This window comes from Nitratidesulfovibrio sp. (assembly GCF_040373385.1).
In the GTDB taxonomy this organism is placed as follows: Bacteria; Desulfobacterota; Desulfovibrionia; order Desulfovibrionales; family Desulfovibrionaceae; genus Cupidesulfovibrio.
Window position 1 is genome coordinate 221,467 of record NZ_JBDXXH010000004.1, and the last position, 24,409, is coordinate 245,875.

The 24,409-nt window shown below is 65.8% G+C and carries 19 protein-coding genes; all 19 read left to right on the forward strand.

Annotated features, from left to right (window positions below; translation table 11 throughout):
* Positions 1–43: 43 nt before the first annotated feature.
* Complete coding sequence (locus ABWO17_RS09265; protein ID WP_353117826.1) at positions 44–895, forward strand: XrtA system polysaccharide deacetylase; 852 nt, start codon at positions 44–46, stop codon at positions 893–895.
* Positions 888–1,934, forward strand: a complete 1,047-nt coding sequence (locus tag ABWO17_RS09270) for a FemAB family XrtA/PEP-CTERM system-associated protein (protein ID WP_353117828.1) — start codon at positions 888–890, stop codon at positions 1,932–1,934. The genes ABWO17_RS09265 and ABWO17_RS09270 overlap by 8 nt, the downstream gene beginning before the upstream one ends.
* 104 nt (positions 1,935–2,038) lie before the next feature.
* Positions 2,039–3,394: a DegT/DnrJ/EryC1/StrS family aminotransferase gene (locus tag ABWO17_RS09275; RefSeq protein ID WP_353117830.1), complete on the forward strand. Its 1,356-nt coding sequence runs from the start codon at positions 2,039–2,041 to the stop codon at positions 3,392–3,394.
* Positions 3,391–4,584 carry a glycosyltransferase family 2 protein gene (locus ABWO17_RS09280; RefSeq protein ID WP_353117832.1) on the forward strand — a complete coding sequence of 398 codons (1,194 nt, stop codon included), beginning with the start codon at positions 3,391–3,393 and terminating at the stop codon, positions 4,582–4,584. Before ABWO17_RS09275 ends, ABWO17_RS09280 begins: the two co-directional genes overlap by 4 nt.
* 230 nt (positions 4,585–4,814) lie before the next feature.
* Positions 4,815–6,050, forward strand: coding sequence for a sugar-transfer associated ATP-grasp domain-containing protein (locus ABWO17_RS09285; protein ID WP_353117834.1), 1,236 nt, complete (start codon positions 4,815–4,817; stop codon positions 6,048–6,050).
* 79 nt (positions 6,051–6,129) lie between these two features.
* The gene (locus tag ABWO17_RS09290; RefSeq protein WP_353117836.1) at positions 6,130–7,410 is read left to right on the forward strand and encodes an O-antigen ligase family protein; all 1,281 of its coding nucleotides are present in this window, start codon (positions 6,130–6,132) and stop codon (positions 7,408–7,410) included.
* Positions 7,407–8,876 carry a lipopolysaccharide biosynthesis protein gene (locus tag ABWO17_RS09295; RefSeq protein ID WP_353117838.1) on the forward strand — a complete coding sequence of 490 codons (1,470 nt, stop codon included), beginning with the start codon at positions 7,407–7,409 and terminating at the stop codon, positions 8,874–8,876. Before ABWO17_RS09290 ends, ABWO17_RS09295 begins: the two co-directional genes overlap by 4 nt.
* A gap of 31 nt (positions 8,877–8,907) precedes the next feature.
* Complete coding sequence (locus ABWO17_RS09300) at positions 8,908–10,092, forward strand: glycosyltransferase (protein WP_353117840.1); 1,185 nt, start codon at positions 8,908–8,910, stop codon at positions 10,090–10,092.
* Complete coding sequence (locus ABWO17_RS09305; protein WP_353117842.1) at positions 10,089–11,243, forward strand: glycosyltransferase family 4 protein; 1,155 nt, start codon at positions 10,089–10,091, stop codon at positions 11,241–11,243. Before ABWO17_RS09300 ends, ABWO17_RS09305 begins: the two co-directional genes overlap by 4 nt.
* Complete coding sequence (locus tag ABWO17_RS09310; RefSeq protein ID WP_353117844.1) at positions 11,227–12,030, forward strand: acyltransferase; 804 nt, start codon at positions 11,227–11,229, stop codon at positions 12,028–12,030. Before ABWO17_RS09305 ends, ABWO17_RS09310 begins: the two co-directional genes overlap by 17 nt.
* 46 nt (positions 12,031–12,076) lie before the next feature.
* On the forward strand, positions 12,077–12,748 hold the full coding sequence (locus tag ABWO17_RS09315) for an acyltransferase (RefSeq protein ID WP_353117846.1): 672 nt from the start codon (positions 12,077–12,079) through the stop codon (positions 12,746–12,748).
* A 38-nt stretch (positions 12,749–12,786) separates the two neighbouring features.
* Positions 12,787–13,887 carry a glycosyltransferase gene (locus tag ABWO17_RS09320; RefSeq protein ID WP_353117848.1) on the forward strand — a complete coding sequence of 367 codons (1,101 nt, stop codon included), beginning with the start codon at positions 12,787–12,789 and terminating at the stop codon, positions 13,885–13,887.
* Positions 13,884–15,293, forward strand: a complete 1,410-nt coding sequence (locus ABWO17_RS09325; RefSeq protein WP_353117850.1) for a phenylacetate--CoA ligase family protein — start codon at positions 13,884–13,886, stop codon at positions 15,291–15,293. Before ABWO17_RS09320 ends, ABWO17_RS09325 begins: the two co-directional genes overlap by 4 nt.
* A gap of 94 nt (positions 15,294–15,387) precedes the next feature.
* Positions 15,388–16,269, forward strand: a complete 882-nt coding sequence (xrtA, locus tag ABWO17_RS09330; RefSeq protein ID WP_353117852.1) for an exosortase A — start codon at positions 15,388–15,390, stop codon at positions 16,267–16,269.
* Positions 16,259–16,882: an exosortase C-terminal domain/associated protein EpsI gene (locus tag ABWO17_RS09335; RefSeq protein WP_353117854.1), complete on the forward strand. Its 624-nt coding sequence runs from the start codon at positions 16,259–16,261 to the stop codon at positions 16,880–16,882. The genes xrtA and ABWO17_RS09335 overlap by 11 nt, the downstream gene beginning before the upstream one ends.
* A gap of 10 nt (positions 16,883–16,892) precedes the next feature.
* A complete protein-coding gene (gene prsK / locus ABWO17_RS09340) occupies positions 16,893–18,986 on the forward strand; it encodes an XrtA/PEP-CTERM system histidine kinase PrsK (RefSeq protein ID WP_353117856.1) in 2,094 nt (697 codons plus the stop codon).
* A gap of 4 nt (positions 18,987–18,990) precedes the next feature.
* Entirely contained in the window at positions 18,991–20,349 is a 1,359-nt protein-coding gene (gene prsR / locus ABWO17_RS09345; protein WP_353117857.1) for a PEP-CTERM-box response regulator transcription factor, read from the forward strand.
* A 456-nt stretch (positions 20,350–20,805) separates the two neighbouring features.
* Entirely contained in the window at positions 20,806–23,136 is a 2,331-nt protein-coding gene (locus ABWO17_RS09350; protein WP_353117859.1) for a WD40/YVTN/BNR-like repeat-containing protein, read from the forward strand.
* Between the two features lie 151 nt (positions 23,137–23,287).
* Positions 23,288–24,364, forward strand: a complete 1,077-nt coding sequence (locus tag ABWO17_RS09355; RefSeq protein ID WP_353117860.1) for a carboxylate--amine ligase — start codon at positions 23,288–23,290, stop codon at positions 24,362–24,364.
* Positions 24,365–24,409: the final 45 nt, after the last annotated feature.

The window sequence follows — 24,409 nt, forward strand, 5'->3', positions numbered from 1 at the left end:
GCAGCAATGAAGAAGACGTAACAGCCCGCAAGGGGAGAGAAATATGCGCAATGCCCTCACCATAGACGTGGAGGATTACTTCCACGTAAGCGCCTTTGAACGGTGCGTCGACCCAGATCAGTGGGACTCGCTGCCGCAACGGGCCCTGCGCAATACCAATCGTGTTCTCGACCTGCTTGACCAGTGGGGGCTGCGCGCCACCTTCTTCACGTTGGGGTGGGTGGCCAAGCGCCATCCCGAGCTGGTGCGCCGCATGGCGTCGGCGGGCCACGAGGTGGCGTGCCACGGCTATTCGCACCGTCGCATCACCACCATGACGCCCAAGTCATTCCGTGACGACGTGCAGCGTTCGCGCCTGCTGCTTCAGGACCTTTCGGGCCAGCCGGTAATAGGATACCGCGCCCCCAGCTATACCATCACGCATTCCACCATCTGGGCGCTTGATGTGCTGATAGAATTGGGTTTTTCCTACGATTCCAGTATTTTTCCCATTCATCACGACATCTACGGAATGCCGGGCAGCCAACGCTTTCCGCACGTCATCACCCGCGACGACGGCGTCATCAAGGAATTTCCGCCCACCACCTACCAGGTGGAGGTGCTTGGCCGCCGCGTTAACCTGCCCGTGGCGGGTGGAGGCTACCTGCGGCTGCTGCCCGCCCGCCTTGTCAGCAACGCCTTTCAGCGGTTGAACGCATCGGGCAGGCCATGCGTGCTCTATTTCCATCCATGGGAGATCGACCCCGGCCAGCCGCGCATCAAGGCCTCGCTCAAGTCGCGGGTGCGGCACTACCTCAACCTGGCGACCACCGAGTCCAAACTGCGGCACCTTTTTTCGGCGCACAGCTTCTGCACCATGGCATCCGTACTTTTCGGGCAGGCCGCGCATGTCTGACATCAATGTCGTACGCGTGGACCCGGCCGAAGGGCAGGCATCTGCGGCATGGGATGCCTACGTCGCCGTTGCCTCCGGGGCGGCGGGGTATCATCGCATGGGTTGGATGCGTGTTATCGCGCGGGCCTTCGGGCACAAGGTGCATCCGCTTGCGGCCTTCGAAGGGGAGCGCATCGTGGGCGTGCTGCCGTTGGTGTTCATGCGCAGCCGCCTGTTCGGCAGGTTTCTGGTTTCCCTTCCGTTCGTGAACTACGGCGGGCTGCTGGCGGATACCCCGCGGGCGGCGCAGGTACTGGTGGAAGCGGCGGACACCCTGATGCGCACCCTTGGTGCGAACAGCATAGAGCTGCGTCATGTGGGCTCGCCGCGCCTCGGCCTGTCGGCCAAAAGCCACAAGGTGACCATGCTGCTGGACCTGCCTTCGCAACCGCAGGAGTTGTGGCGCGGTTTCAAGGACAAGGTGCGCAACCAGGTGCGCAAGGCCGAAAAGTCGGGCCTGACTGTGGAAAAGGGCGGCTGCGAACTGCTGCGTGACTTTTACGACGTGTTCGCGGTGAACATGCGCGACCTTGGCACGCCGGTCCATGGCCGGGGCTTTTTTGAAGCGGTCATGGACGAGTTTCCGGCGCAGACGCGCATCGCCGTCGTGCGAAAGGCGGGCGCGGCCATCGCGGCGGCGTTCTGCTACGGGCACGGCGCGACGTTCGAGGTGCCATGGGCCTCATCGCTGCGGGCACACCGTCAATTCTGCCCGAACAACCTGCTGTATTGGGAATGCATCCGGACCGCCTGCACGGAAGGCTTCCTGGTGTTCGACTTCGGGCGTTCCTCGCCTGACAGCGGTGCCTGGCGTTTCAAGGTGCAGTGGGGCGCGCGCGAGGTGCCGCTAAGCTGGGAATACCTGCTGGCGGACGGGGCGCCCCTGCCGGACCTGAACCCCTCCAACGCAAAGTTCGGCCTGGCCATCCGCCTGTGGCGGCATCTGCCCGTGGCCTTCACGCGCCTTGTGGGGCCGCACATCGTGAGGAGCATACCATGAACATGCTCCCGGGTGCTTTTGCGGGGTTTGCGCGTGTGCTGCCCCCGGGCGGCGCGCCCCCGACAGGCGGCGATATCGCGATGGGAATTGCGGCGGCGCTTGGCGTGAGGACAGGGCGCGGGCGTGGTGGCGATGCGTGCGAGGCGTTCGGCCGCGCCCTGCGCGAAACCTTCGGCATGCGGCATGCCTTCCTGCATTGCACCGGCAGGGCTGCCCTGTCGGCTGCGTTCCGGGCCATGCGCGCCCTTGCGCCGACACGCGACGAGGTGCTGCTGCCCGCCTACACATCGTACTCGGTGGCCGCCGCCGCAGTGCACGCGGGAATGCGCGTGGCGCTGTATGATCTCGAACCGGATACCCTGGCGCCCAGCCACGACAGCGTTGCGGCGGCCATGGGCGAACGGACGCTGTGCGTCGTGGCCTGCCACCTGTTCGGCTACCCCGTGGATATCGCCGCGTTGCGCATCCTGTGCCAGCAGCACGGCGCATGGCTGCTGGACGACGCGGCGCAGGCCATGGGGGCCAGCATCGGCGGGCGACATGCGGGCACTTGCGGCGACGTGGGGTTGTTCAGCCTTGCGCGGGGCAAGAACATCACCGCCGTGGACGGCGGTGTCCTGATCACCGGCTCGGACGAACTTGCCCGGCAACTGGCGCAGGACGCGCCGTATGCCGTGTCCCATGCCATTACGGACAACGCCTCGCCGGACAACGCCTCGCCGGACAACGTCCCGCCGGACGACGCGCGCGGCGGAGTGGTCGCAAGGGGCGCAGGCGAAACCTTCTGCCGAGTCGATGCAGTGCTTGCGGCCAAGGCCGTGGTGCTGTGGGTATGCCAGCACCCACGCGCGTACTGGTTGCCTGCTTCGCTGCCGTTCCTGCACATCGGCGCCTCTCGCCTCGAACCACGCTTTGCGTCAGGCGGCCTGCGCCCGTTACAGGCCGCCATGGCCCTGCGAGCCCTTGGTCGGCTGGATGCCGTCAACGCCGGGCGGCGCGCGATGGCACACCGGATCGTGCAACGCCTGCGCGACGTGTGCGGCCTGCGCACGGTGGCCGCGCAACCGGGTGCAGACCCGGTGTTTACGCGCCTGCCCCTGCTGCCCGGTGCGGAAGGCTGGACCGGCGGCGGGCCCCCGCAAATGGGCGCGCTGGGCATGGTGCGGTCGTACCCGCAGTCCTTGCGGGATCTTGCCGCGCTGTCGCCGCACCGCGTCGCAGGGCAGGATTGTCCCGTGGCACGTTGGGTGGCGGCGTCTCTCATTACCCTGCCGACCCACGCCTTCGTGGAGCAGCGCGACATGGACGCCATGGTCGGCATTCTGGTTCGTGCAACCACGAAGGGGCCGGGGGGGCGCCTGCCCGTCGCCCAGTCTGCGGCGTTCCCCGGTCCACCGGCCACGTCCGGTCCGGCGGGCCCGGCGGCGTCAACGGCCATCGGCGGAGGGGGGGCGCGATGAAGGCACTGTTCTGGTCCTCCTTCTTCCTGCTGGCATATGCCTTTGCCGGGTATCCGGCGCTGCTGGCCCTTGGCACGCGCATCGCGCGGCGGCAGGGCCCGGCTCCAGGTCGTGCCAGCTCCGCCCCCACCCCCTCGACCACAGCACGCCCGGATGTCGCACCCCTTGCGGCGCACGCCGCCGACCTGCCCACGGTCAGCATCCTGCTTTCCGTCTACAACGAGGAAACGGTAATTGCACACAAGATAGCGAATTTCCATGCGTTGGAGTACCCGCATGACCGCATGGAACTCTGTATCGTGTCCGATGGCAGCACCGATGAGACCGATGCCATCGTCCAGGCCTGCGGTTCCCCGAGGGTAGGGCTGTTGCGGCAGGAGAGGCGCGGCGGCAAGACCCTGGCCCTCAACCGCGCGGCGCAGGCCGCCACGGGCGACATTCTGGTGTTCACCGACGCCAACGCCATGTTCCGCATCGATTGCGTGCGGATGCTGGTGCAACGTCTTGCCGATGCGGACATCGGCCTTGTCAGTGGCATCAGCGTCTACACCGATGCGCACGGGGCGGCTACGGCGGGCGGAATCTACCGCCGCTACGAGGAATGGATGAAGACCCGCGAGAGCGATCTTTTCTCCATCGTCGGGGCGGACGGCGCGGCCTACGCCCTGCGGCGGGGACTGTATGCGCCGTTGCGGCCCGAATACATCAACGACCTGATCCACCCGGTGCAGGTGGTGTTGCAGGGGCGGCGTGCCGTCAGCGAACCCCGCGCCGTGGTGCACGAAGAGACGGACGAGGGCAACGGCACCGCGCAAATGCGGCGGCAGACCCGCATCATGGCCCAGTCATGGCTGATTTTTCTGCGTTGTCTGCCTGACCTTGTCCGGGCGGGGCAGTGGGGCTTCGTGTGGCAGCTTGCGTCGCACAAGGTGCTGCGCTGGCTGGCACTGCCCCTGCTGGCGGTGTTGACGGTGTCCGCATTGGCGCTGGCCGGGGAAGGCGCCTGGTACGTCCTGGTCTTGGCCGGTATTGCGGCGGGCGCCGTGCTGGCCGTTCTGGGGGCGCGTGGGCAGGTCGGCCTGCCGCGCACGGCGTGGCTGTTCGTGGTGTTGCACGCCGCCGCCGTGGTGGGGCTGTTCAGGCTGCTGCGGGGTGAGACGTTCGTTACGTGGAACCCCAGGGGCACCTAGGCGTGTTTTCAAGCGGGCGGCTATCCGTGAAGTGCACGGCATTGCGGATGGATACGCTGGAAATGCTGTGTCTGCGCATGAGTTTTTTCCTTGTTGGCGAGCAAGGCGGTTCAGTTGCAACCCCCCGACAGGGAAGGAGGTGCCGAATGACGGCCATGAGTTCCTTGTTTTCCAAAATGCTGCGTGCTGCACGTTTTGTCGTGCGCGCGGGTCGCAAGGTTTCGCGCGCCATGCGCGCGGATTACTGCCCGCTGCCGCTGTCCACGTTCGCTTTCGTCAACGGCGATGGCGACATTGCGCGGTTGCACCGGGCATGCCACAGGCTGCTGATTTCGCGCTGCACCACCGTGCGCTCTTGGGGGCGGCTGCTCATCAGCACGCTGGCGTGGCCGTTCTCGTCGCTGTTGCGCAGCCTTGCCATGGCGGCCCGCCATGGCGGATCCGTGGCCCGGCGGCATGGGGTCTCGCGCTGGAGGCAGGTGGGGGGCAGCATGCGCGCGGCCATGCACCACAACATGAACGCCCGGCTTTTCTACTGGTTCGACCTGTTCCGGCCTGATGCGCCGGATCCCGGCACCTTCATCATGCCCCATGAACTGAAGGTGATAGCCGAGGTGCTGGCGACGACCAGCATGGTGCCGGATATTTCCACCAAAACCGGATTTCTGCGGTGCTGCAATGAACTGGGGCTGCCGCACGTGCCCATTCTGGCCAGCTTTTTTTCGGACGGGCGGTCGGAATGGGGCCATGGTGGACAGGATGCCGCCATCGGGAACGACCTGCTGCTGAAGCCCGCCGACTGGGCCGAAGGCCCGAGCGGCGAACTGTGGAAGTGGCAGGAAGGCAAGGGCAACTGGCAGCGGCAGGGCAAGGAGGCGGACCTGCGCGAGATCGAAGCGCGCGGGCGAGAACTGGCGGTGGGGCACATCATGCTCATGCAGCCGTTCGTCCCTGATCACCCGGTGCTGCGGCGTCTCGGCATGCTCGGCACCTGCACGTTGAGATTTTCCACCCTTGCGGTGCTGGGCGGTGAACCGCAGCCCCTCTATGCAAGCCTTCGCATTCCGGGCGGGTGGTGGCGGGCCGAAAGCGGACCGGAAACCGACATGGTGGCCCGCGTGGTCGATTTCTCCACGGGGGAACTGGGCGAAGCGGTGGCGCGCTGCTCGCACCGCCGCTGGAAGCGCCACCCCGATACAGGCGAGGCCATCGCCGGACTGCGCCTGCCCCTGTGGGATCAGGCCATGGCGTTGGCTGCGCGGGCCCACCGCAACATGCTGGGGTATCCCGTCATGGCATGGGACATCCTGATCGGCGTGAACGAAAGCCTGTTGCTCGACGCCTGCGTGGACCCCGCCATCGACCTTGCCCACGTGCCGCTTGGCGGTCCGGTGGGCGACAGGAAATTCGCCGCATCGGTGCTCGTCCATTGCGAGCGGCTCGGTTCCGTTACCGCCGTGGCCTGACCACGGAAAGGACCATGGCATGACGGGACACGAAATCTGGCAGGGCGCTTTGCCCCGATGCGGTGGGGGGGCATAGGCCATGTACACCGCCGCCATCCATCTGCTGACGTTGGTCGTCTTCACGCGCATCGGCGAGCTGTTTCCCGTGCTGATGCCGCTGCATCTCGGCAAGGTCGGCTTTGCCTTCAGCGCAATGGTGTTGCTTGCGGCGGGCGGACGAACGTTCGGCGAGCTGCCACGTATGCCGTTGCTGCGGCATGTGTTGCTGCTGCTGGCGATTGCCGCATGCGGCGTGCCGTTCAGCGTGTGGCGGGCGGGGGCGCTGGAAGGGCTCGAGGCATACGCCCAGACGGTCTACGTCTTTGTGGCGCTGGTGCTGCTGGCCGTGCGCGGCCGGGTAGGGGTGTTGCGGATGGGGCTGCTGCTGGGGGTGATGGTGCTTGGCACCTGCCTGTTGCTGGAAAGGGGATTTTCGCGGGCGTACGTAAGCACCACCTATGATGCCAACGATCTTGCGGTGCTGTTCGCCATGTTCATTCCCGTGCTGGTGGCAGAAGGCATGGCTGGCGTGGGTGGGATGCGCGTTGCGGGCTGGGTGGGGGCGGCCACTGCCTTTGTGGGCATGGCCATGACGCAGTCGCGCGGCGGGCTGATAGCCCTGGGAGTGATGGCGGTGCAGGTCGTGCTTTCATCGCGTCGCAGGGTGCCGCTGCTGGTGCTGCTGGTGGTGGCGGCGGTCGTCTTCTACCACTACGCCGATGCATCGTACTGGGATCGGTTCTCCATTCTGGGCGATGCCGAGGACGACTACAATGTCTCCGACAAGACCGGCAGGATCGAGTTGTGGAAAAGCGGGCTCGAGATGACGCTTGCCAAGCCGTTTCTCGGTGTGGGCATCGGGCAGTTTGCACCGGCCAATTTCATGTACGGCAACGGCGTGTATCTGACGGCGCACAATGCGTACATCCAGATTGCCGCAGAAACAGGGTTGGTGTCGTTGTGCATCTACCTGCTCATGCTGCGGGGCATGTCGCGCATCATTTCGCAGGGCGTGGCCCGTGCGGCGGACGATGTGCGGGCGCGGTCGCGCTGGCTTGGACTCCGGTACGGCCTCACCGCATTCATGACGGGCATCCTGTTCATTTCCAAGGCATACGGGGCGACGTTCTATTGTTTCGTCGCGCTGGTGGTTGCCATGGACATGACGGAGCGGGCCGCATCCGCCACGCGTGAAGCGGGTGAGCGGTGGGCGGAGCGGGCGGCCCAGGCGGGGCGTGTTCTTGTCGCGGCGCAGGGCGTGCCGCCATCCCGTCGCGGCACTGCCTTCACTTCGGGTTCGGCAAGGGGGGCGGCAGCGTGAGCACACTCCGGTACTTCGCCCGCAATTCCGTCATCCGGGTGCTGTCGTTCGCCGTGGGTGTGGGGTTTGCCCTGTTCGTCACGCCGAAGGTGGTCGGCACTCTCGGCAAGGCGACCTACGGCGTATGGGTGCTGATAAGTTCCGTCCTTTGCTACTACCTGCTGCTGGAAGGCGGCGTGATGCAGGCGGTGGCAAAATACGCCTCCGCAGCCTTCGCGCGGGGCGACCGGCGCGAGGTTGACAGGGTCTGCACGGCGGGCGTCGCGCTGCACGCCCTGTCGTGCGTGGCGGCGTTGTGCGTCACGGCGCTGCTGGCCTTCTTCGCTGGGGCGTTCGCCACGGAATTCGTATCGCCCGAACGGTTGCGCCTGTGCCTTGTGACATACAGCGCCTGCCTTGCCTTCATGTTCCTGTTCCGTACCTTCACCGGCATTCTCATGGCCGAGATGCGCTGGACATTCATCGCGCTGTTGTCCATGGCGCGCAGCGCACTGACCAGCATCACCGTCCTGATCTGGATACGCCCCGACAACGGGCTGCTGTTGCTTGCAGTAGTCAACGGGGCGGGATTTCTTCTGGAGGGCATGGTCTGCCTGTACTGCGTGCGCTGTGGAAGAATGGCATCCTTCCGGCCATCGCTGTTCGATCTTTCTCTTGCCAGGAATATGCTTGTCTACGGATTCACGTTTACCATGTCCGAGGTTGGAGATTCATTCCGTTATCGTTCACAGAACTATGTCATCGCATTGTTCATGGGCGTTCGGGAAGTTGCCATATTTTCAATAGCCATGCAATTTATAGGCTATTTCATAAGTCTCATGCAAAGCGCATTCGGAATAATGGTGCCATACTTCAGCAGAATGCAGGTTGGCAGCGATTCCATGAACATTGGGCCAACATTGTTGCACGCGCTGCGCCTCAGTTACGTCATGGCATCATTCATCGGGATGTGCCTTGTGTTTTACGGCAGGGACTTCATCGTGCTGTGGCTGGGGGAGGGGTTTTCCGCCTCCTATGATGCGTTGGTGCCGTTGACCATAGGGGCGGTGCTGTCGCTGGGCATGCTGCCTGCGGATGGATTTCTGCTGGGTACGGCGCGCCATCGCGTGCTTGCCCGGTGCGCCCTTGCCGAGGGCGGCTGCATCCTGCTGCTGTCGGTGGCCCTGGCCGGGCCCTTCGGCATGGCCGGGGTGGCGTGGGCGTATTGCATCGCGGCAACCGTTTTTCGCGCGGGCATCGTGCCGTACCTCGTCTTTACCCATGCGGGGCTTTCCATGGCGGATTACGGGCGTCTCGTGGCGGGGGTGCTGGCCACGCACGTGGTTCCGCAGGTTCTCTGCTATCTGGCGCTGCGCGGCAGCCTGGGCAACGGATACCTGCAACTGGCCCTGCTCGTCTGCACGCAGGCGCTGCTGGTGGTCGTCATACAGATGTCGATGCTGCGGCTGCACCGCAGTCCGGCATGACGCGGTTGACACGGCAAGGAGTGGAACGACCATGATGCACGGCAAGGATTTCATCGTGTTCTCGGACGACTGGGGCAGGCATCCCTTCAGTTGTCAGCACATATTGCGCCATTTCATGCCGGGTAACCGCGTGTTGTGGGTGAACACCATAGGCATGCGCCTGCCGCGCCTGTCGCTGTACGACGCGCGCCGCGCCGTGGAGAAGCTGTACGCGTGGATGGGGCCGTCACCGGGCGAGACACGGCCACTGCCTGAAGGGTTGCGGGTGATCGCGCCGGTGATGCTGCCCTTCGCGCCGTTGGCCCCCGTGCGGGAATTCAACCGCCGCAGCGTGGTGGGCGATGTGCGGCGCGCTGCCGCCGCGTGGGGCCTGCGCGACCCCATCCTGCTGGCAACGCTGCCCAATGCGGCGGACTACGTGGGCAGGTGCGGCGAGTCGCTGGTTGTCTACTACTGCGTTGACGAGTTCGCCGTCTGGCCGGGCATGAACCTGCCGGAGATGGTGCGTTCACTGGAAGCGGATCTGCTGCGTTCCGCAGACCTGGTGGTGGGGGTGTCCGATGCCCTTGTCGCACGCAAGGGCAACGGTCGCAGCCCCACGCATCTGCTGACGCACGGGGTGGACTTCGCGCACTTCCGTACGGCGTATGACTCGCAACCCGTTCCCCCGTTTCTTGCCGACCTGACCGGGCCGGTGATCGGCTTCTACGGGCTTATCGACACGCATCTCGATGTGGAGTTGCTGGCCGGTCTGCTGGACGCCAGGCCCGACTGGACGGTGGTGCTCATCGGGGTCAAGCGCATTCCGCTTGATGCGCTGGAACGTCGTCCCAACTTCCGCTGGCTGCCTGCGGTGCCCTATGCCGATCTGCCGCGCCATGCGGCACGCTTTGACGCAGCCATCATCCCCTATCGCGTCAACGAACATACCTGCACGGCCAACCCCTTGAAACTGCGAGAATACATGGCAACCGGAAAACCCGTGGTCACGACGCCCATGACGGAAGTGCTGCGTTTTCGCGACGTCATTCATGTGGCGTCCACGGTGGGCGGATTCGTGGAGGCCATAGCGGCGGAACTGGCCGCGCCCACTCCGCCCGATGCCCGTTGGGCCGTGCTGGCCGGGGAGACATGGGAGGACAAGGCGCAGGCGTTGTCGGGCTGGATGGAAGCGACGCTTGCCGAACGCCTGGCGGCGCGCAGGGAGGTGGCATGAGACGTCCGCGCGTATGCATGCTGCTGGCCACGGACATCATCGGCGGGCCAGGGAATCTGTTGGTGCAGTTTCTGCGTTGCGGCGGGCTTGAGCGGTGTGAGCCGCTGGTGGTCGGCTACGACTACGGTACGCCGGGCGAGACGGAATTTTCCAGGGCCGTCAGGGCCACGGGCGCGCGCATGGTCACCCTGCGCCAGCGCTGGATGCTCGACCCAGCGCTGGTGCCCCAGGCGTTGCGCGTGGTGCGGCACGAACGGTGCGAAGTGCTGGAGTCGCACGGGTACAAAAGCCACGCGGTGTGCGCCTGCCTGCATCTGGTGACCGGCCTGCCGTGGGTGGCCTTCGTGCATGGATGGACGGCGGAAAACATGAAGATACGCGCCTATCGGGCGCTGGAACACGCCGTGCTGCCGCTGGCCACGCGCGTCGTGGCCGTGTCGGAAGCGCTGGGGCGCAGCCTTCTGCCGCTGGCGCGGCGGCGCATGCGGGTCATCCCCAATGCCGTGGACGCCATGGGAACGGGCGGGGGCGATGCGTCCCGCGACGTGCGCGTCGAATACGGCATCTCCCCTGATGCGGTGGTGGTGGGGGTCGTTGGGCGGCTCAGCCCCGAAAAGGGGCAGGTGCATCTGCTGCGGGCCCTGGCCGTCGCCAGGAAGCGGGATTCGCGTTTGCACGCGCTGCTACTGGGCGACGGGCAGGACGGCCCAATGCTGAAGGACGAGGCTGCTCGGTTGGGGCTTGACGGGGCGGTCACCTTTACCGGGCACGTGAGCGGCACGGGGGATTTCTACCGGGCCATGGACATAGTGGCCATGCCGTCGCTTTGCGAAGGCATGCCCGTGGCCGCCCTGGAAGGCATGCTGCACGGGCTGCCCCTTGTGGCCAGTAATGTGGGGGGCGTGCCCGAAGTGGTGGTGGACGGGGAGACAGGCATTCTGGTGCCTGCGGCGGACGAGGGGCGGCTGGCCCAGGGGCTGCTGGAGCTTGCCCGCGATCCGGTGGCCAGGTCGCGCATGGGTGACGCGGGGAGCAGCCGGGTGGCCCGCCATTTCGGTCCGGAACGGCGCGGTGAGGAAATCGTGGGAATGTATCTGGAACTGCTTGGCAACTCAGAACAGGGGGATTCCGGTCATGCGCAGCTGGGCTGAATTCAAGGTGGCCATACGTCGGCGCGAAACACCGTTCCATGCATTCCTGTACGACATTGCCAAGGCGCTGTTTGGTATTTCAATGCCAGTCGTGCCGATGGTGCACTCGTTTCTGTACAACGAATGGTGCACAAGAACTTCTGTGTGGCACAACTTTTGGCGTGTCGTGTATTATGAACCAATTTTCAAGTCGCAATGTCGCAAGGTGGGGCATGGTTTCAGAATGTGGTACGCCGGAAACGGAACAACGCGCATTTTGGGAAACCTCAACATCTACATCGGAAACAACGTGGCGATATTCGACAGGGTCGGCCTTGTGGGGCTACGGCTGTTCGACAATCCGGAGCTGCACATCGGCGACAACAGCTACATAGGACCCGACGTGCGCTTCATGGTGGCCAAAAGCATCGTTGTGGGACGCTATTCGATACTTGGTTGCCAGATGATCATGGACAACTCCGGTCACCCCGTGGCGGACGCGTGCGGCCGCCTGGTGCACGGGGGCGGACACCCTTCGCGCGCAAGCGTGCGTCCGGTGCGCATAGGCGACCTGTGCCTGCTCGGCGCCGGTGTCTACGTCTACCCCGGTGCCGACGTGGGGGACGGGGTGGTCGCCAAGGTTGGCACCCACATCACGGGAACGATTCCGCCGTTCTGCCTTCTGGAGGGCAACCCCTGCCGCATCGTCGGCAAACTGCCCATTGCGGACGAACTGGCGGAGGAGTTCGGCGAGGAACGCGTGGCCGCCTGGCGCGCCGCGCAGGCAGAAGTGGTGCTGGATTCGTGAACACGGCACGGTCGTCCACCGCGACGACCCGCCTCCGGGAGCCATGATGAAAGATTCGCCCCGAACAATGATGAGAACGGCGGTGCACGCCCTGGCGCTGTTGCTGGCGCTTGCGCCCTATCTGCTGCACCGGCTGGAGTCGCTCTTCCTTGGGCGTCAGCGGTCGTTCATGGGCATGTCGCAGTTGTTGTCGCTGCTGCCCGGCGTCTACGGTTCGGTGCTGCGGGCCGGGTTCTACCGCCTGGCCCTGCGTGGTTGCCCGCAGGAATGCGTCATCGAGTTCATGACCACCTTCGTCACTCCCGAAGCCGCCGTGGGGCGCAACGTGTACATCGGCTCGCACTGCAACCTCGGGTGGGTGGAGATAGGCGACGACTGCCTGATCGGTTCGTACGTTCTCGTCACCAGCGGCAGGAACCAGCATTTCTTCGATGATATCCGCACGCCCATCAGGTTGCAGGGCGGGGCGCCCGCCCTTGTGCGCATTGGCCGCGATTGCTGGATAGGCAACGGCGTCATCGTCATGGCCGAAATTGGCGAGGGGTGCGTGGTGGCGGCGGGCAGCGTGGTGACGGAACCCCTCGCGCCGTACAGCATCGCGGTGGGCGTGCCCGCGCGTGTCATACGCCAGCGCGGTGACGGGGTGTCTGCGGGCGGTTGCGGCGTGGAACCGCAGCCCAGCGAGGGGGGCGGCGATGCAAAGGGGAATGGCCGATGACAGTACCCGATGCGCCGCGCGGCACGATGCCCCACGTCATGCAACTGCTTTTCCGGTTGGCCCCCGGTGGTGCGGAACGGCTGGCCCTGACCACGCTGGACAAGGCACGCGGCAGGGTGCGCGGTTCGGTCTGCGGGCTGTTCGGAAGCACGGGACCGCTTGTGCCCGAAATCGAGCAGATGGGCCTGCCGTGGTTCGGCCTTGACGTGATCGGGCATTCCAGGCTTCGGGGCATATGGACGCTGGCCGCGTTGCTGCGGCGGGAAAAGGTTGATGTGGTGCACGCCCAGGCCGCCTACCTGCTGCAATGGGCCGTTCCGGCGGCGTGGTTGTCCGGGGCGCGCGTCGTGTACACCGAGCATTCGCGCCACCAATTGGAGTCGCAACCCCGTGTGCGGCGTCTGCTGCGTATGGTCGGCCCGTGGTTGAGCGACATCTCGTGCGTGACCGAGGACATGCGCCGGTTTCTGAAAAACGAGGTGGGCATGGCGGTGCCTCGCATCCGGGTCATCCGCAATGGCGTGGATGTGGCGCGGTATGCTCCGGCGGAACCAGGCAACGCCGTGGCCGCATGGCCGGCGGGGTGGGGCACTCGTTCGTTCGTGTTCGGCAACGTGGCGCGGTTTTGCGAGGCGAAGGATCACCCGTCGCTGCTGCGAGCCTTCGACGCCGTGAGCCGCGTCCACCCGTACGTTCGTCTGCTGCTGGTGGGCGACGGGGAGTGCCGTCCCGAGGTGGAGGCCCTGCACGCGGACCTTGGCCTTGGCGATGCCGTGCATTTCGCGGGAACCCGGCAGGACATACCGGAACACCTGCGCGCCATGGGCGTGTTCGTGCTGTCGTCGCGCGTCGAGGGCATGCCGGTGGCGGTGCTGGAGGCCATGGCCTGTGGCGTGCCCGTGGTGACCACCGACGTGGGCGGCTTGGGAGAGCTTGTGCGCGATGGCGAAACCGCCCGCGTTGTGCCCCCCCGTGATCCCGAGGCCCTTGCCGGGGCCATGCGCTGGATGCTGGAAAACCCGCGCGAGCGCGAGGCCATGCGCCTGCGCGCTCTGGACATGGTGCGCAGCCAATGTGGCCACGACACCATGCTGCGCGGCTATCTCGACCTGTACGGCGTGAAAGAGGCCCGCGCATGATCGGATACGCCCGCATGTTGTTGCACCGCGTTCGCGGTAACCAGCGCGATGCACGGATGCGCGAGCATCTGGCGTTGCAGTGGCTGCCCATGGACGAGTTGCGGCAGCGCCAGTTCTGGCGGCTGGCCGCGCTGGTGCGGCATGCCTATGTGACGGTGCCCCGATACCGCGCGTTGCTGGACGATATGGGCATGCGGCCCGAAGACATCCGCAGTTTCGCCGACTTCGCGACGCTGCCGGAACTGCCGCGCGACATCGTGCTCACGCGGCCTTCCGACCTTGCGGCCACGGCGTTATCCGGCGGGCCGCCCATTGGAAGCGAATGCCTTTCCGCAGGGGGGAACGCCATGCGGTTTTGCCAGGATACTTCCGCGCGTGAGGAAATGTACGCCAACTGGTCGTTATGCCTTTCTTTTGCAGGGTGGCGCACCTCGGACATGGTGGTGCGGCTGCACCCCTCGCCGTCTCCTGGCCGGGGTAAGACGCCCCATGGCGTGCGGCAGTGGCTTTCCGGCTGCATGACGGTGGATGCGGGCAGTTACGGCAAGGATGAGATTGCCGGATGGCTGCGCGGCATCCGCCGGTACGGCAGGGTCTACGTGCATGGCGGGGTTTCCGTGCTGGTCGACATGGCAGAGCACGCCCTGGCCACAGGTGCGCGCATGCCCGATGTGCGCGGAATCATCGCCACGGGCGGGCGGTTGCATGAAGGGCAGCGCGCACTCATTACGCAGGCGTTCGGCTGCCGTGTGCAGCAACTGTATGGCACCGACGAGGTGCCGTGCATCGCCGTCGAGTGCGAATTCGGCAACATGCACATGCTGACGCATTCCACATACGTGGAGTTCGTGCCCGATCAGTCCGACCGGCCCGACCGATCCGACTGGCCCGATGTGCCCGATCGGCCCGACCAGGCCGGTGCGCCAGGGGTGACGGATGCGCCCGGCGTGTCGCCGCGCCTGCTGGTGACCGATCTCGACAACAGGGCCATGCCGCTGCTGCGGTATGACACGGGCGATCATGCCATTGCCGTCGATGGCGCCTGCCCCTGCGGCAGGGGCTTTCCGCTCATGCGTCTGGATACCGGGGATACGTGGTTCGTCAAGGCGGACGGGCGGCGTCTTTCCCGCGCGGGGATGGAACGGCGGCTTGCCAGGCTGAAGGGGGTCCGGGCGCTGCGGCTTGTCCAGACGGTTACCGGGCGTGTCGACATGTACGTGGTGCGCGGTGTCGGCTTCGACGCCGATGCTGACGCCCGGCTGCGCGCATCGTGCCGTTATGTCGAAGGTAATATCGTACCCGGCCTGGCCGTTGTACTGCATTACGTGGATGCCCCGCGCGAAGGCCAACTGCCCGGAAATGCGGGTGGCGGTGCCGACTGCGCCGTGCCTGGCGGAGCATCCTGATGGCGCGGCTGTCGCCGTGGCCGCTTGTGGCCCTAGGGGAGTTCCCGAACGGCTCTGGCCCACCCCAACCCGGAGAGAAACGCAGGACCCCCCTATGACGTCCGATACGACATTCGATGCCGCATTGCGGCGAAATCTCCTGCACTGGGTGCCGTTGGCCGCGCTTTTCATCGTCGTCTATCACAGCATCCTGTCGCGCATGGTGGGGGACTGGATGTTCGACCCCAACTATTCGCATGGTTTCTTCGTGCCGTGCATCTCGGCGTGGTTCGTCATGCAGCGCCTGCCCGAACTGCGCGCGGCCCAGATGCGCCCTTCCTGGTGGGGGCTGGTGCCGTTGCTGTTGGGGTTTGCAATGCTGCTGTTCGGGGCCGCCACGACGGAGTTGTTCAGTATGCGCGCTTCGCTGGTGCCCATGCTCATCGGTACGGTGCAGCTGTTATACGGCTGGCGGGTGCTACGCATCCTGCTGCTGCCGCTGCTGTTCCTGCTGTTCATGGTGCCCCTGCCCTACACGGTGTACGACGCCCTCGCCCTGCCGCTCAAGGCGCTTGTTTCGGCATCTGCCACCGGCGGCATGAAGCTGCTCGGGCTGCCGGTGCTGCGCGAAGGCAATGTTATCATCTTTCCGAACATCACCCTGGAGGTGGTCGATGCATGCAGCGGCCTGCGTTCGCTGGTCACCCTTCTGGCCCTCGGCACCGCGTTCGCCTTCCTGTTCCTGCCGCCGGGCTGGCGGAGGGGCGCGCTCATGGTCGGCACAATACCCATTGCCGTTGCCGCCAATACCTTGCGGGTATTCATGACGGGCGTGCTGGCGCGCTATGCCGGGCCTGCGGCGGCCGAAGGGTTCTTTCACGAATTCGCCGGGCTTGCCGTGTTTGCCACGGCCATGGCCCTCACGGCGTGCCTCGGCTGGGCGTTGCGCGCTACTGGCGACGCGGCGGCGACGAAAGGAGGCCCCCATGACGGCTAAGGTGCTGGTCGTTCTTCTGGTCCTGGGGCTGGCGGGCCTGTTCGTGCATACCCGGAGGGAAATGACCGTCCCCCCCGCGCGGGCGTTGCAGGACTTTCCGGTGTTGCTGCACGAGTGGCGCAGCGTGGGTCAGGTCTCGTTCGACCAGGCCACGCTTTCGGTGTTGCGTCCCTCGGACTACCTGATGCGCCAGTACGACAACGAACAGGGGCGAAGGGTGGGGTTGTATGTGGGCTATCACGGCGGAGGGCCGGGGGTGGGGCCCATACACTCGCCGCGCAACTGCCTGCCGGGCGCGGGGTGGCACCTGCTGCGCTCTAACCCCATGACGGTGGAGACGCCCGCAGGACCGGTGCACCTCGTGCGCGCCGCCTACGCCAAGGGCGATGAAGGAACGATCTACTACTACTGGTATCAGGTGCGCGGCCGGACGATGACGGGCGACATGGAGTTGAAGCTCGCCGAATTGCGCAATTCGTTCCTCGACCGGCGCAAGGACGCGGCGTTCGTGCGCGTGGACGTGCCGCTGCGGCAGGAGCAGGGCGCGGACGAGGCGGTGGCGGCGTTCATCCGCCGTGTCTACCCGATGTTGCTGACATACCTTCCGTCCTGATGGAGCTGTCATGATCGTCGTCATTCTTGCGTTCGCCTGTGTGGCGCTGGCCCTCGTGCTGGCGGCGCGCGCCGTGCTCATTCCCGGGCTGCGCGCTTCGCTGGGCGTGGTGCCCGCATTGCTGGTGACGGCGGGGCTCGTGGGAACTGACGGGTATCTTGCCGTGGCGCCCTCCTTCAACGCCGGTGTCCTGGATGGCGTGGTGGTGCTCCAGGCCGCGCTGTGCCCGGCGTGGATAGCGTTCAGCCTGTGCTACGGGCGCGAAGGCACGTGGCGCACGTGGTCGCTGCTCAACAGGGTACTCTGCGTGCTGTCGTTCTCGCCGTTGGTCATGGCCGTGGTCCTGCGGTCGTCCGAACTGTTCTATCTTGCCGATTTCAACGCGGAACGGGTGCTGTACCTGGAGCCGCGCGCGTTCTTCTTCTACCTGCAGGTCGTGCTGTGCATGCTGCTGGCCGCAGGTAATCTGGAGACGACGCTGCGCAGCAGTCGCCATAGCGAACGCTGGCGCATCAAGCTTGCGCTGGTGGGCGCGGGGGTGGTGCTGGTGTCCTTTGCCTTGCAATACGGGCAGGGCCTCATGTTTCGAGTGCACGACCTCGGATACCTGGGGTTGCGCAACTGCGGCATCACCGCCGGGCTTCTGCTGCTGCTGTTCGCCGAAACGCGGCGCGGCAGCGGCAAGGTATCCATCGCGCGGCGGCTGGCCTTTCGTTCCGTGGCAGTGGTCTTCGCCGGCGTATACCTTGTCGGGCTTGGCGTGGCCCGGGAGGGCGTGCGCCTGTTCGGCGCGGACTTCGACAAGCAGTTGGGGATGGGGCTTGTTTTCGCGGCGGGGCTCGCGGCGCTGCTGGTCCTGCTTTCCGAACGGCTGCGCCGACGGGCCAGCATCTGGCTGCACCGCACCTTCTACAACGAGAAATACGACTACCGCACTCAATGGATCGAGTTTACCGACCGCCTTTCCCGCGCGCGCGACACCCGGGAGTTTATCGATGTCATGTTGGTAGGGTTATGCGAGGTGTTCGGCTTCGTTGGGGCGGCCTTCCTGCCAGCGGACCACGAACGCGACGGCTGCGTGCAGACGGGGGTGTTTTACGAAATGAACGCCGTTGCCGAGCCGCCGTCCGGCGATGCCTTTGCGGCGTTGTTGGCACGCGACGGCGTGCCCCTGTTGGTGGCCCGGCTTGCGGGCGAGCTTCCGTCCGGAACGGTGCGCTACCTTGCCGATGCGGGGGCCACGCTGGTGTTGCCGGTGCGCGCGGGTGAAGAGGTGGAGGGGCTTGTGCTGCTCAGTTCGCCCATTGACGCCAGCGAGGAACACGATGTCGAGGACTTCGAACTGATGGAGGCCATGGGCCGTCAGATAGGGTTGTGCATACGCAGCTTCCGCCTTGGCGACGAGCTTGCCGTGGCCCGGGAGATGGAGGCGCTCGGGCGGTTTGCCGCGCTGGTCATGCATGACCTCAAGAATCAGGTCTACGCGCTGTCGCTGCTGGTGGAAAACTCGCGCGAATTCATGGGCGAGCCGGACTTTCAGCGCGACATGATGGAGACGCTGGCCAACAGCGTGGCCAACATGCGCATGCTGATCACGCAACTGACCCATTTGCCGGGCCGCGAAGGGCTGCAACTGGCGGAGGTGGACCTGATGGCCCTTGCCCGTCGCGCCTGCGGGCAGGTGCCCGGCGCAAAGCTGCGCTTCACCGGCGAAGGGGCCACCGTGCAGGCCGATGCGGAACAGATAGGCAAGGTGTTCATCAACCTGTGCCTGAACGCCGTGGAGGCGAACGGCGCCGGTCCCATCGTCGTCCATGTCGGCAACGATGGCGCGCCGTACTTCCGGGTACAGGACGAGGCAGGCGGCATCGATCCCAACCTGCTGCGCAACGGGTTGTTCAAGCCGTTCCGCAGCACCAAGAAGCGCGGCATGGGCATAGGCCTCTACCATTGCCGCAAGATCGTTGACGCGCACGGGGGCAGGATACGCGTCGAGTCCCGTGCGGGCCAGGGAACGACGTTTACCGTGGCCTTCGGCACATCGGAGCCGGGGCGCGCAGGCCACCAGAGTGTATGCGGCGGTCCATCGCCGGGGCAAGGGTAGCATCATGCCAGGATTGCTCATCGTTGAAGACAACGAGGACGTGCGGCGGCAGCTTGGATGGGGGCTGTCGAAGGAGCCGTTCGACGTTTTTCTTGCCGCCACGGTGGACGAGGCGCTTGCGGTACAGCGGGAGCACCGACCCGAGGTGGTCACGCTGGACCTCGGGCTGCCGCCGGAGCCGGAAGGGGTCACCGAGGGCTTCCGCTGCCTGGATGCATTGCTGGAGCAGGACCCGCTGGCCCAGATCATCGTGGTGACTGGCCACCACGACGTGCAGAACGCCCTGCGCGCGGTGCAGGCCGGTGCGTACGATTTCAGCCGCAAACCGGTGAACCTTGCGGAACTGAAGGTCATCATCAGGCGGGCGTTCTTTTTGCGCGGTCTGCGCGGCGTGCAGCGCGAAGCGCCAACGGGTGATGGGCAGTGCTGCGGCATCGTGGCCCGGTGCCGGGCCATGCGCGCGGTGTTCACCACCATCGAAAAGGTGGCCGCGTCCGATGCTCCCGTGCTCATCACCGGAGAATCGGGCACCGGCAAGGAACTGGTGGCCCGTGCCATCCATAACCTGAGCCGTCGCAACAAGATGTCCCTGGTTGTGGTGAACTGTGGCGCCATTCCCGACAATCTGCTGGAGGCCGAGTTCTTCGGCTACGAGAAGGGGGCCTTCACCGGGGCGACGCAACGCGTGCAAGGCAAGGTCGAGTACGCGGACAAGGGCACGCTGTTTCTCGACGAGATCGGCGAACTGCCCATCAACCTTCAGGTGAAGACGCTGCGGTTCCTGCAGGAGATGGTCATCCAGCGGGTGGGCGGGCGCAGCGACATACCCGTCAATGCCCGCATCGTGGCCGCCACCAGCCGGGACATCGCCGAAGGCATCCGGACCGGATCCTTCCGGGAGGACCTGTACTACCGCATCGGGGTGGTCACCATTGCCCTCCCCGCGCTGCGCCAGCGCGAAGACGACGTGCTGCTGCTGGCCGAACATTTTCTGGCCCGCTTCGCAAGCGAGCAGGGCGCACGTTACGTGGGCTTTGCTCCGGCGGCAGAAGCGGCCATGCGGCGCTACCCGTGGCCCGGCAATGTCCGCGAACTTGAGAACAAGGTCCGCCGGGCCGTGATCTTCAGCACCGGAAAACGCATCATGCCCGTGGACCTCGGACTTGACGCTACCGCGTCGGCAGACCCTCCTCCCCGCCGTTACGACGGCACGCTGAAAGAGGCGCGCAACGCCCTGGAGCGCGAAATGGTGCTTGCGGCGCTTGGCAAGCATGCGGGCAACATCGTGCAGGCGTCGTTGTCCATTGGCGTAAGCCGCCCGACCTTCTACGACTTGCTCAAGAAACACGGCATCGAAACATGAGGGGCCACGGAAGTGGCAGGGGAGGCATCATGATTGCGTGCCGCCACAGCGTGTTCAGGGGCAAAAGGCCAGCACACCGGGAACGGGTGCGCGAATACACCGGACCGCGCCTTGCGCCGATGATCGCCACTGCGAACCCTGCGGAGCCGGCGACAGCGTGGTTTGATGAGGGGGCACCCGGCATGCCCGGCTCCTGGTTGCCGGGAGTGCCGCCCCGGCACTCTCGTGCGGGATGGGGGAGCGTACCCCGTTCGACCGAATGCGGAATGCCCGGCGCCGGAGCGTGTTCCGACAGCCACTCGGCGGATTTGGCCCCCGCTCCTTCCACTGGAGAAATACATGCCGCACCCTGAAGGTATCCATGCCTCGCTCTGTTGGCGTGCACCACCCACGTATCAGCGGTTAACCTTTGGTTTTATACAACCTATTGGCCCTTCGGGCCTGGCAGGCCGGGCCATGCGCGTCGCGCGTGGAGCGGCAGCAGCCCTGGCCCTGCTCGCAGCGTTGCTCGTCCCTCTCGCGCAGCCCGAGGGGGCCGCGCTGGCGGCGGAAGGGGCCGTGCGCCAGCCGGGCGGGGCATGCCCGGGGACGCAACGCTTGTTCGAGCCGGGTGGGCTTGGGGGCGCGGGCGGCATGTATTGCCCCACCATTTCTCCCCACGATCCGCAACTGCTGTTTGTAGCCTCCGACATGGGCGGCGTGTTCCGTTCGGAAAATGGCGGCAAGACATGGACGATGATCCATTTCAGGGAAGGGCTGCAATTCATCCAGTTGGCTCCACCGCCCGTGTTCTTTCCGGACGGCATGGCATGGGTGACGGCCCGCAACCGCGTCACCGTCAGCCGCGACAGGGGATGCACCTGGCGTACCCGGCCCGCCGGTCCGTGGAAGGACAAGCCCATCCGGCACATCACCGCGTTGCCCGGCCAGCCCGACGTTTTGCTTGTGGCCACTGTCGACGGGGTGTGGCGGGCGGAAGGGACGGCGGGGACGGGCGAGGCCTGGCAACAGGTACTGCACGGCAAGACGGTGGAACTGCTGGCCCTTGGCGATGTCGTACGCACCTTCAGCGAAAAGGACGGGTTTGTCGTCAGTACGGACAGGGGCAGGACGTGGGTTCCGACCCCCGCGCTGCTCGGCGGCGCGCGCATGGACGGAGGCAAGGCAACAAGCATGACGGGCGGCATGGACGAAGGCGAACTTGTGCTGCTGGCCGCCATGCAGGGCGTTGGCATCATTCGCTCCGTCGATGCCGGGGCCACGTGGGCGCGGGCAACGCCGTCCTACCAGGGAGAGAACCTGCTGGTGATGGCCCCTGGGCAGACCCGCACGGCTTATGCGGCCCAGACCGGCACCGTGGAGCACAGGCAGGTGCTGCGCAGCACCGACGGGGGCCGCACATGGCAACGCACGTTTCGCATGGCCATGCCGTGGGACAGGGTTCCCATCGGCATGAACGTCGAACGGTCCTGGGTGCAGACGCAACTGGGGTGGGGGTACTACATCACCGCAAAGGGGCTGGGAGTGAACCCGGCGGGCGATGGCTTCCTGCTGGTGGCAACGCAGGGCGACCTGTACGCCAGCCGTGACGGGGGCGATTCATGGTCGCAGATCATGACCCGTGAACTGCCGCCAGCGGCGGGTGAAAAGGGACCACGGCTGCGCAGCATCGGCCTGGAGATAACCAGCACGTGGAACTACGTGTTCGACGTACACGACCCGGAACGGCACTACATCGCCTACACCGATATCGGCTTTGCCCGGTCCACGGACAGGGGCGAGACCTGGCAGTGGGGGGCCAAGGGGGCGCCATGGACCAACACCTTCTACGACGTGGCCCCCGACCCGGTCGTGCCCGGCAGGATGTACGCGGCAGCCAGCATGCGGCACGACATACCGCACTACACAGAACTGACCCCCACCGAAATGGGCTACTCCATCCACGCCAACGGCGGCGTGGTGATGACAGACGACCACGCCGCCACGTGGAAGGTGCCCTATGCATTGCGCGCGCCGGGGGCGCTGCCCAACCAGACCTGCACCACCGTGGCCCTGGACGAGCGTTCGCCCGTGGATGCCCGGGTGCTGTACGCGGGCCTTTTCGGCGAGGGCGATGACGACAAGGCGGGCGTGTACAAGTCGATGGACGGCGGGCGCACGTGGGAGCGCAAGTCCAAGGGGCTGGGGGCGCCCGGCAACCTCCACGTCTACCGGGTGCGGCTGCACCCCCGCACGAGGCATCTGTACTGCCTCATCACGGGCTTGCGCGGCCCCACCAAACCGACATTCTTCAACATACCTGGCGGGCTGTGGCGTTCGACCAACGGCGGGGAGAGCTGGCAGAACCTTACCCTTGGCTCGAACCTTGCGTGGTGGAGCACCAATTTCTCCTTCGATCCGTCCGACGACCGCGTCATCTACGTCAGCGCAGCCACGGCACCCGGTCACTGGCAGGAAGGCGGCGTGTACAAGACCACCGACGGGGGGGGCGCCTGGCGGCACATCCTGACGGACAACGACCTCCGCACTCTGGCTGGCGGCGACAACTTCGACAACACGATGGTCGTGGTGGTGCACCCGGACGACCCCAGGCTGGTGTACGTGGGCACGACCCTGCACGGCCTGATCTACAGCCGTGACGGCGGCGCCACCTGGAAGCATTACGCGGAGTTCCCCTTCGCAAGCGTGCTGAACGTCGTTTTCGATCCTGCATCGCGCAACCACATGATCGTGACCACCTTTGGCGGCGGAATATGGTCCGGTCCCCACCTTCCGCCGGACCGGTAACGGTGTGGGCGGGCAAACGACCAGAGCCGGGAGGGCGAACATGGGCAGGGTCCTGGTAACGTCGGCAAGAACGCGCGTTGCCTACAATATATGCAAAAGCCTTGCGCGGCGGGGCATAGATGTCGTTGCGGCAGACTCGGTGCCCCACGCGATGGCGTTCCACTCGCGCCATGTGACGCGCGCGGTGCGCTACACGTCACCCTTTCGCGACGAACAGCGGTTTCTGGACGACATGGAAACCATCATCAAGCGCGAACGCATCGACGTGCTGGTGCCGGTGCTGGAGGAAACCTACATGATCGCGCGCAACCGCCAACGGCTGGGGCAACGGGTGGGGCTGCTGCTGGCCGACTACTCCGCCATGCTCGCCTTGCACGACAAGGGCTTGTTGCGGCAACTGGCGGCGTCGTGCGGCGTGGCCATGCCCGCCACCCGTGATCTGGCGGACATTGCGCGGGACGAGGCCCTGGCCGAAGGACTTGCCTACCCGGTGGTCGTCAAGCCCATGCAGGGGGGGGGCGGCTGGGCCGTGGAGGAGGCGACGACGCCGCAGCGCCTTTGCGAAATCGCGCGGGAACGGACGGCTGCGGGATGCAACAGCCTTGTGCAGCAGAAGGTATGCGGAGACACCGTATGCGTGGCCATGCTGTACGACGGCGGGACGTTGCTTGCCTCGGACGCGTACCGGACGCTGGAGACATATCCGTGGCCCTACGGCCAGGCCACCCTGCGCGAGTCGACCCGGTGTCTGGAGGCGGAGCAGGGTCTGCAACGGCTGCTTGACGCCGTGGGCTGGACGGGCGTGTGCGAGGCGGACTTCATTGTCGATGCTGCAACTGGCCGGGCATACCTTATCGACGTGAACCCTCGGTTCTGGGGTTCGCTTGTGCAAAGCATGACGCGGGGAATAGATTTTCCGTACTATTACTATAAGTTGGCTGTGAAGGAGCGGGATTTTTCACCTGCCGCGGGAAAGGACGGGGTGGTGACGCGCTGGCTTGGAGGCGACGTGCTGCGCTTCGGTGCGTGCCTGAAGGGGGCACCGCGCAAGCTGGACTTTCTGCTAGATGCGATGCGTCGCCACCGCAGCGCCGCGGCACATGACGATTTCGAGCTGTCCGACCCGTTGCCGTTGCTGGCGTGGTGCGGGGGCAATCTGTTGCGCAGGTTCAGCCCGTTCGCCCGTGACGCGGACCGGTACGACGCCTTGCGCGGCGTGTGGGAATAAACGCGTGCCGCGAATCCCCGTCATGGGCGGGGGCGCCGGGCAAAG

Coding starts and splice junctions, on each gene's coding strand:
- ABWO17_RS09305 (WP_353117842.1), top strand. CDS start 10,089: ATGAGACGTCCGCGCGTATGCATGCTGCTGGCCACGGACATCATCGGC.
- prsK (WP_353117856.1), top strand. CDS start 16,893: ATGATCGTCGTCATTCTTGCGTTCGCCTGTGTGGCGCTGGCCCTCGTG.
- ABWO17_RS09315 (WP_353117846.1), top strand. CDS start 12,077: ATGAAAGATTCGCCCCGAACAATGATGAGAACGGCGGTGCACGCCCTG.
- ABWO17_RS09350 (WP_353117859.1), top strand. CDS start 20,806: ATGCGCGTCGCGCGTGGAGCGGCAGCAGCCCTGGCCCTGCTCGCAGCG.
- ABWO17_RS09320 (WP_353117848.1), top strand. CDS start 12,787: ATGCAACTGCTTTTCCGGTTGGCCCCCGGTGGTGCGGAACGGCTGGCC.
- ABWO17_RS09335 (WP_353117854.1), top strand. CDS start 16,259: ATGACGGCTAAGGTGCTGGTCGTTCTTCTGGTCCTGGGGCTGGCGGGC.
- ABWO17_RS09280 (WP_353117832.1), top strand. CDS start 3,391: ATGAAGGCACTGTTCTGGTCCTCCTTCTTCCTGCTGGCATATGCCTTT.
- ABWO17_RS09310 (WP_353117844.1), top strand. CDS start 11,227: ATGCGCAGCTGGGCTGAATTCAAGGTGGCCATACGTCGGCGCGAAACA.
- prsR (WP_353117857.1), top strand. CDS start 18,991: ATGCCAGGATTGCTCATCGTTGAAGACAACGAGGACGTGCGGCGGCAG.
- ABWO17_RS09325 (WP_353117850.1), top strand. CDS start 13,884: ATGATCGGATACGCCCGCATGTTGTTGCACCGCGTTCGCGGTAACCAG.
- ABWO17_RS09355 (WP_353117860.1), top strand. CDS start 23,288: ATGGCGTTCCACTCGCGCCATGTGACGCGCGCGGTGCGCTACACGTCA.
- ABWO17_RS09265 (WP_353117826.1), top strand. CDS start 44: ATGCGCAATGCCCTCACCATAGACGTGGAGGATTACTTCCACGTAAGC.
- ABWO17_RS09300 (WP_353117840.1), top strand. CDS start 8,908: ATGATGCACGGCAAGGATTTCATCGTGTTCTCGGACGACTGGGGCAGG.
- ABWO17_RS09285 (WP_353117834.1), top strand. CDS start 4,815: ATGCGCGCGGATTACTGCCCGCTGCCGCTGTCCACGTTCGCTTTCGTC.
- ABWO17_RS09290 (WP_353117836.1), top strand. CDS start 6,130: ATGTACACCGCCGCCATCCATCTGCTGACGTTGGTCGTCTTCACGCGC.
- xrtA (WP_353117852.1), top strand. CDS start 15,388: ATGACGTCCGATACGACATTCGATGCCGCATTGCGGCGAAATCTCCTG.
- ABWO17_RS09270 (WP_353117828.1), top strand. CDS start 888: ATGTCTGACATCAATGTCGTACGCGTGGACCCGGCCGAAGGGCAGGCA.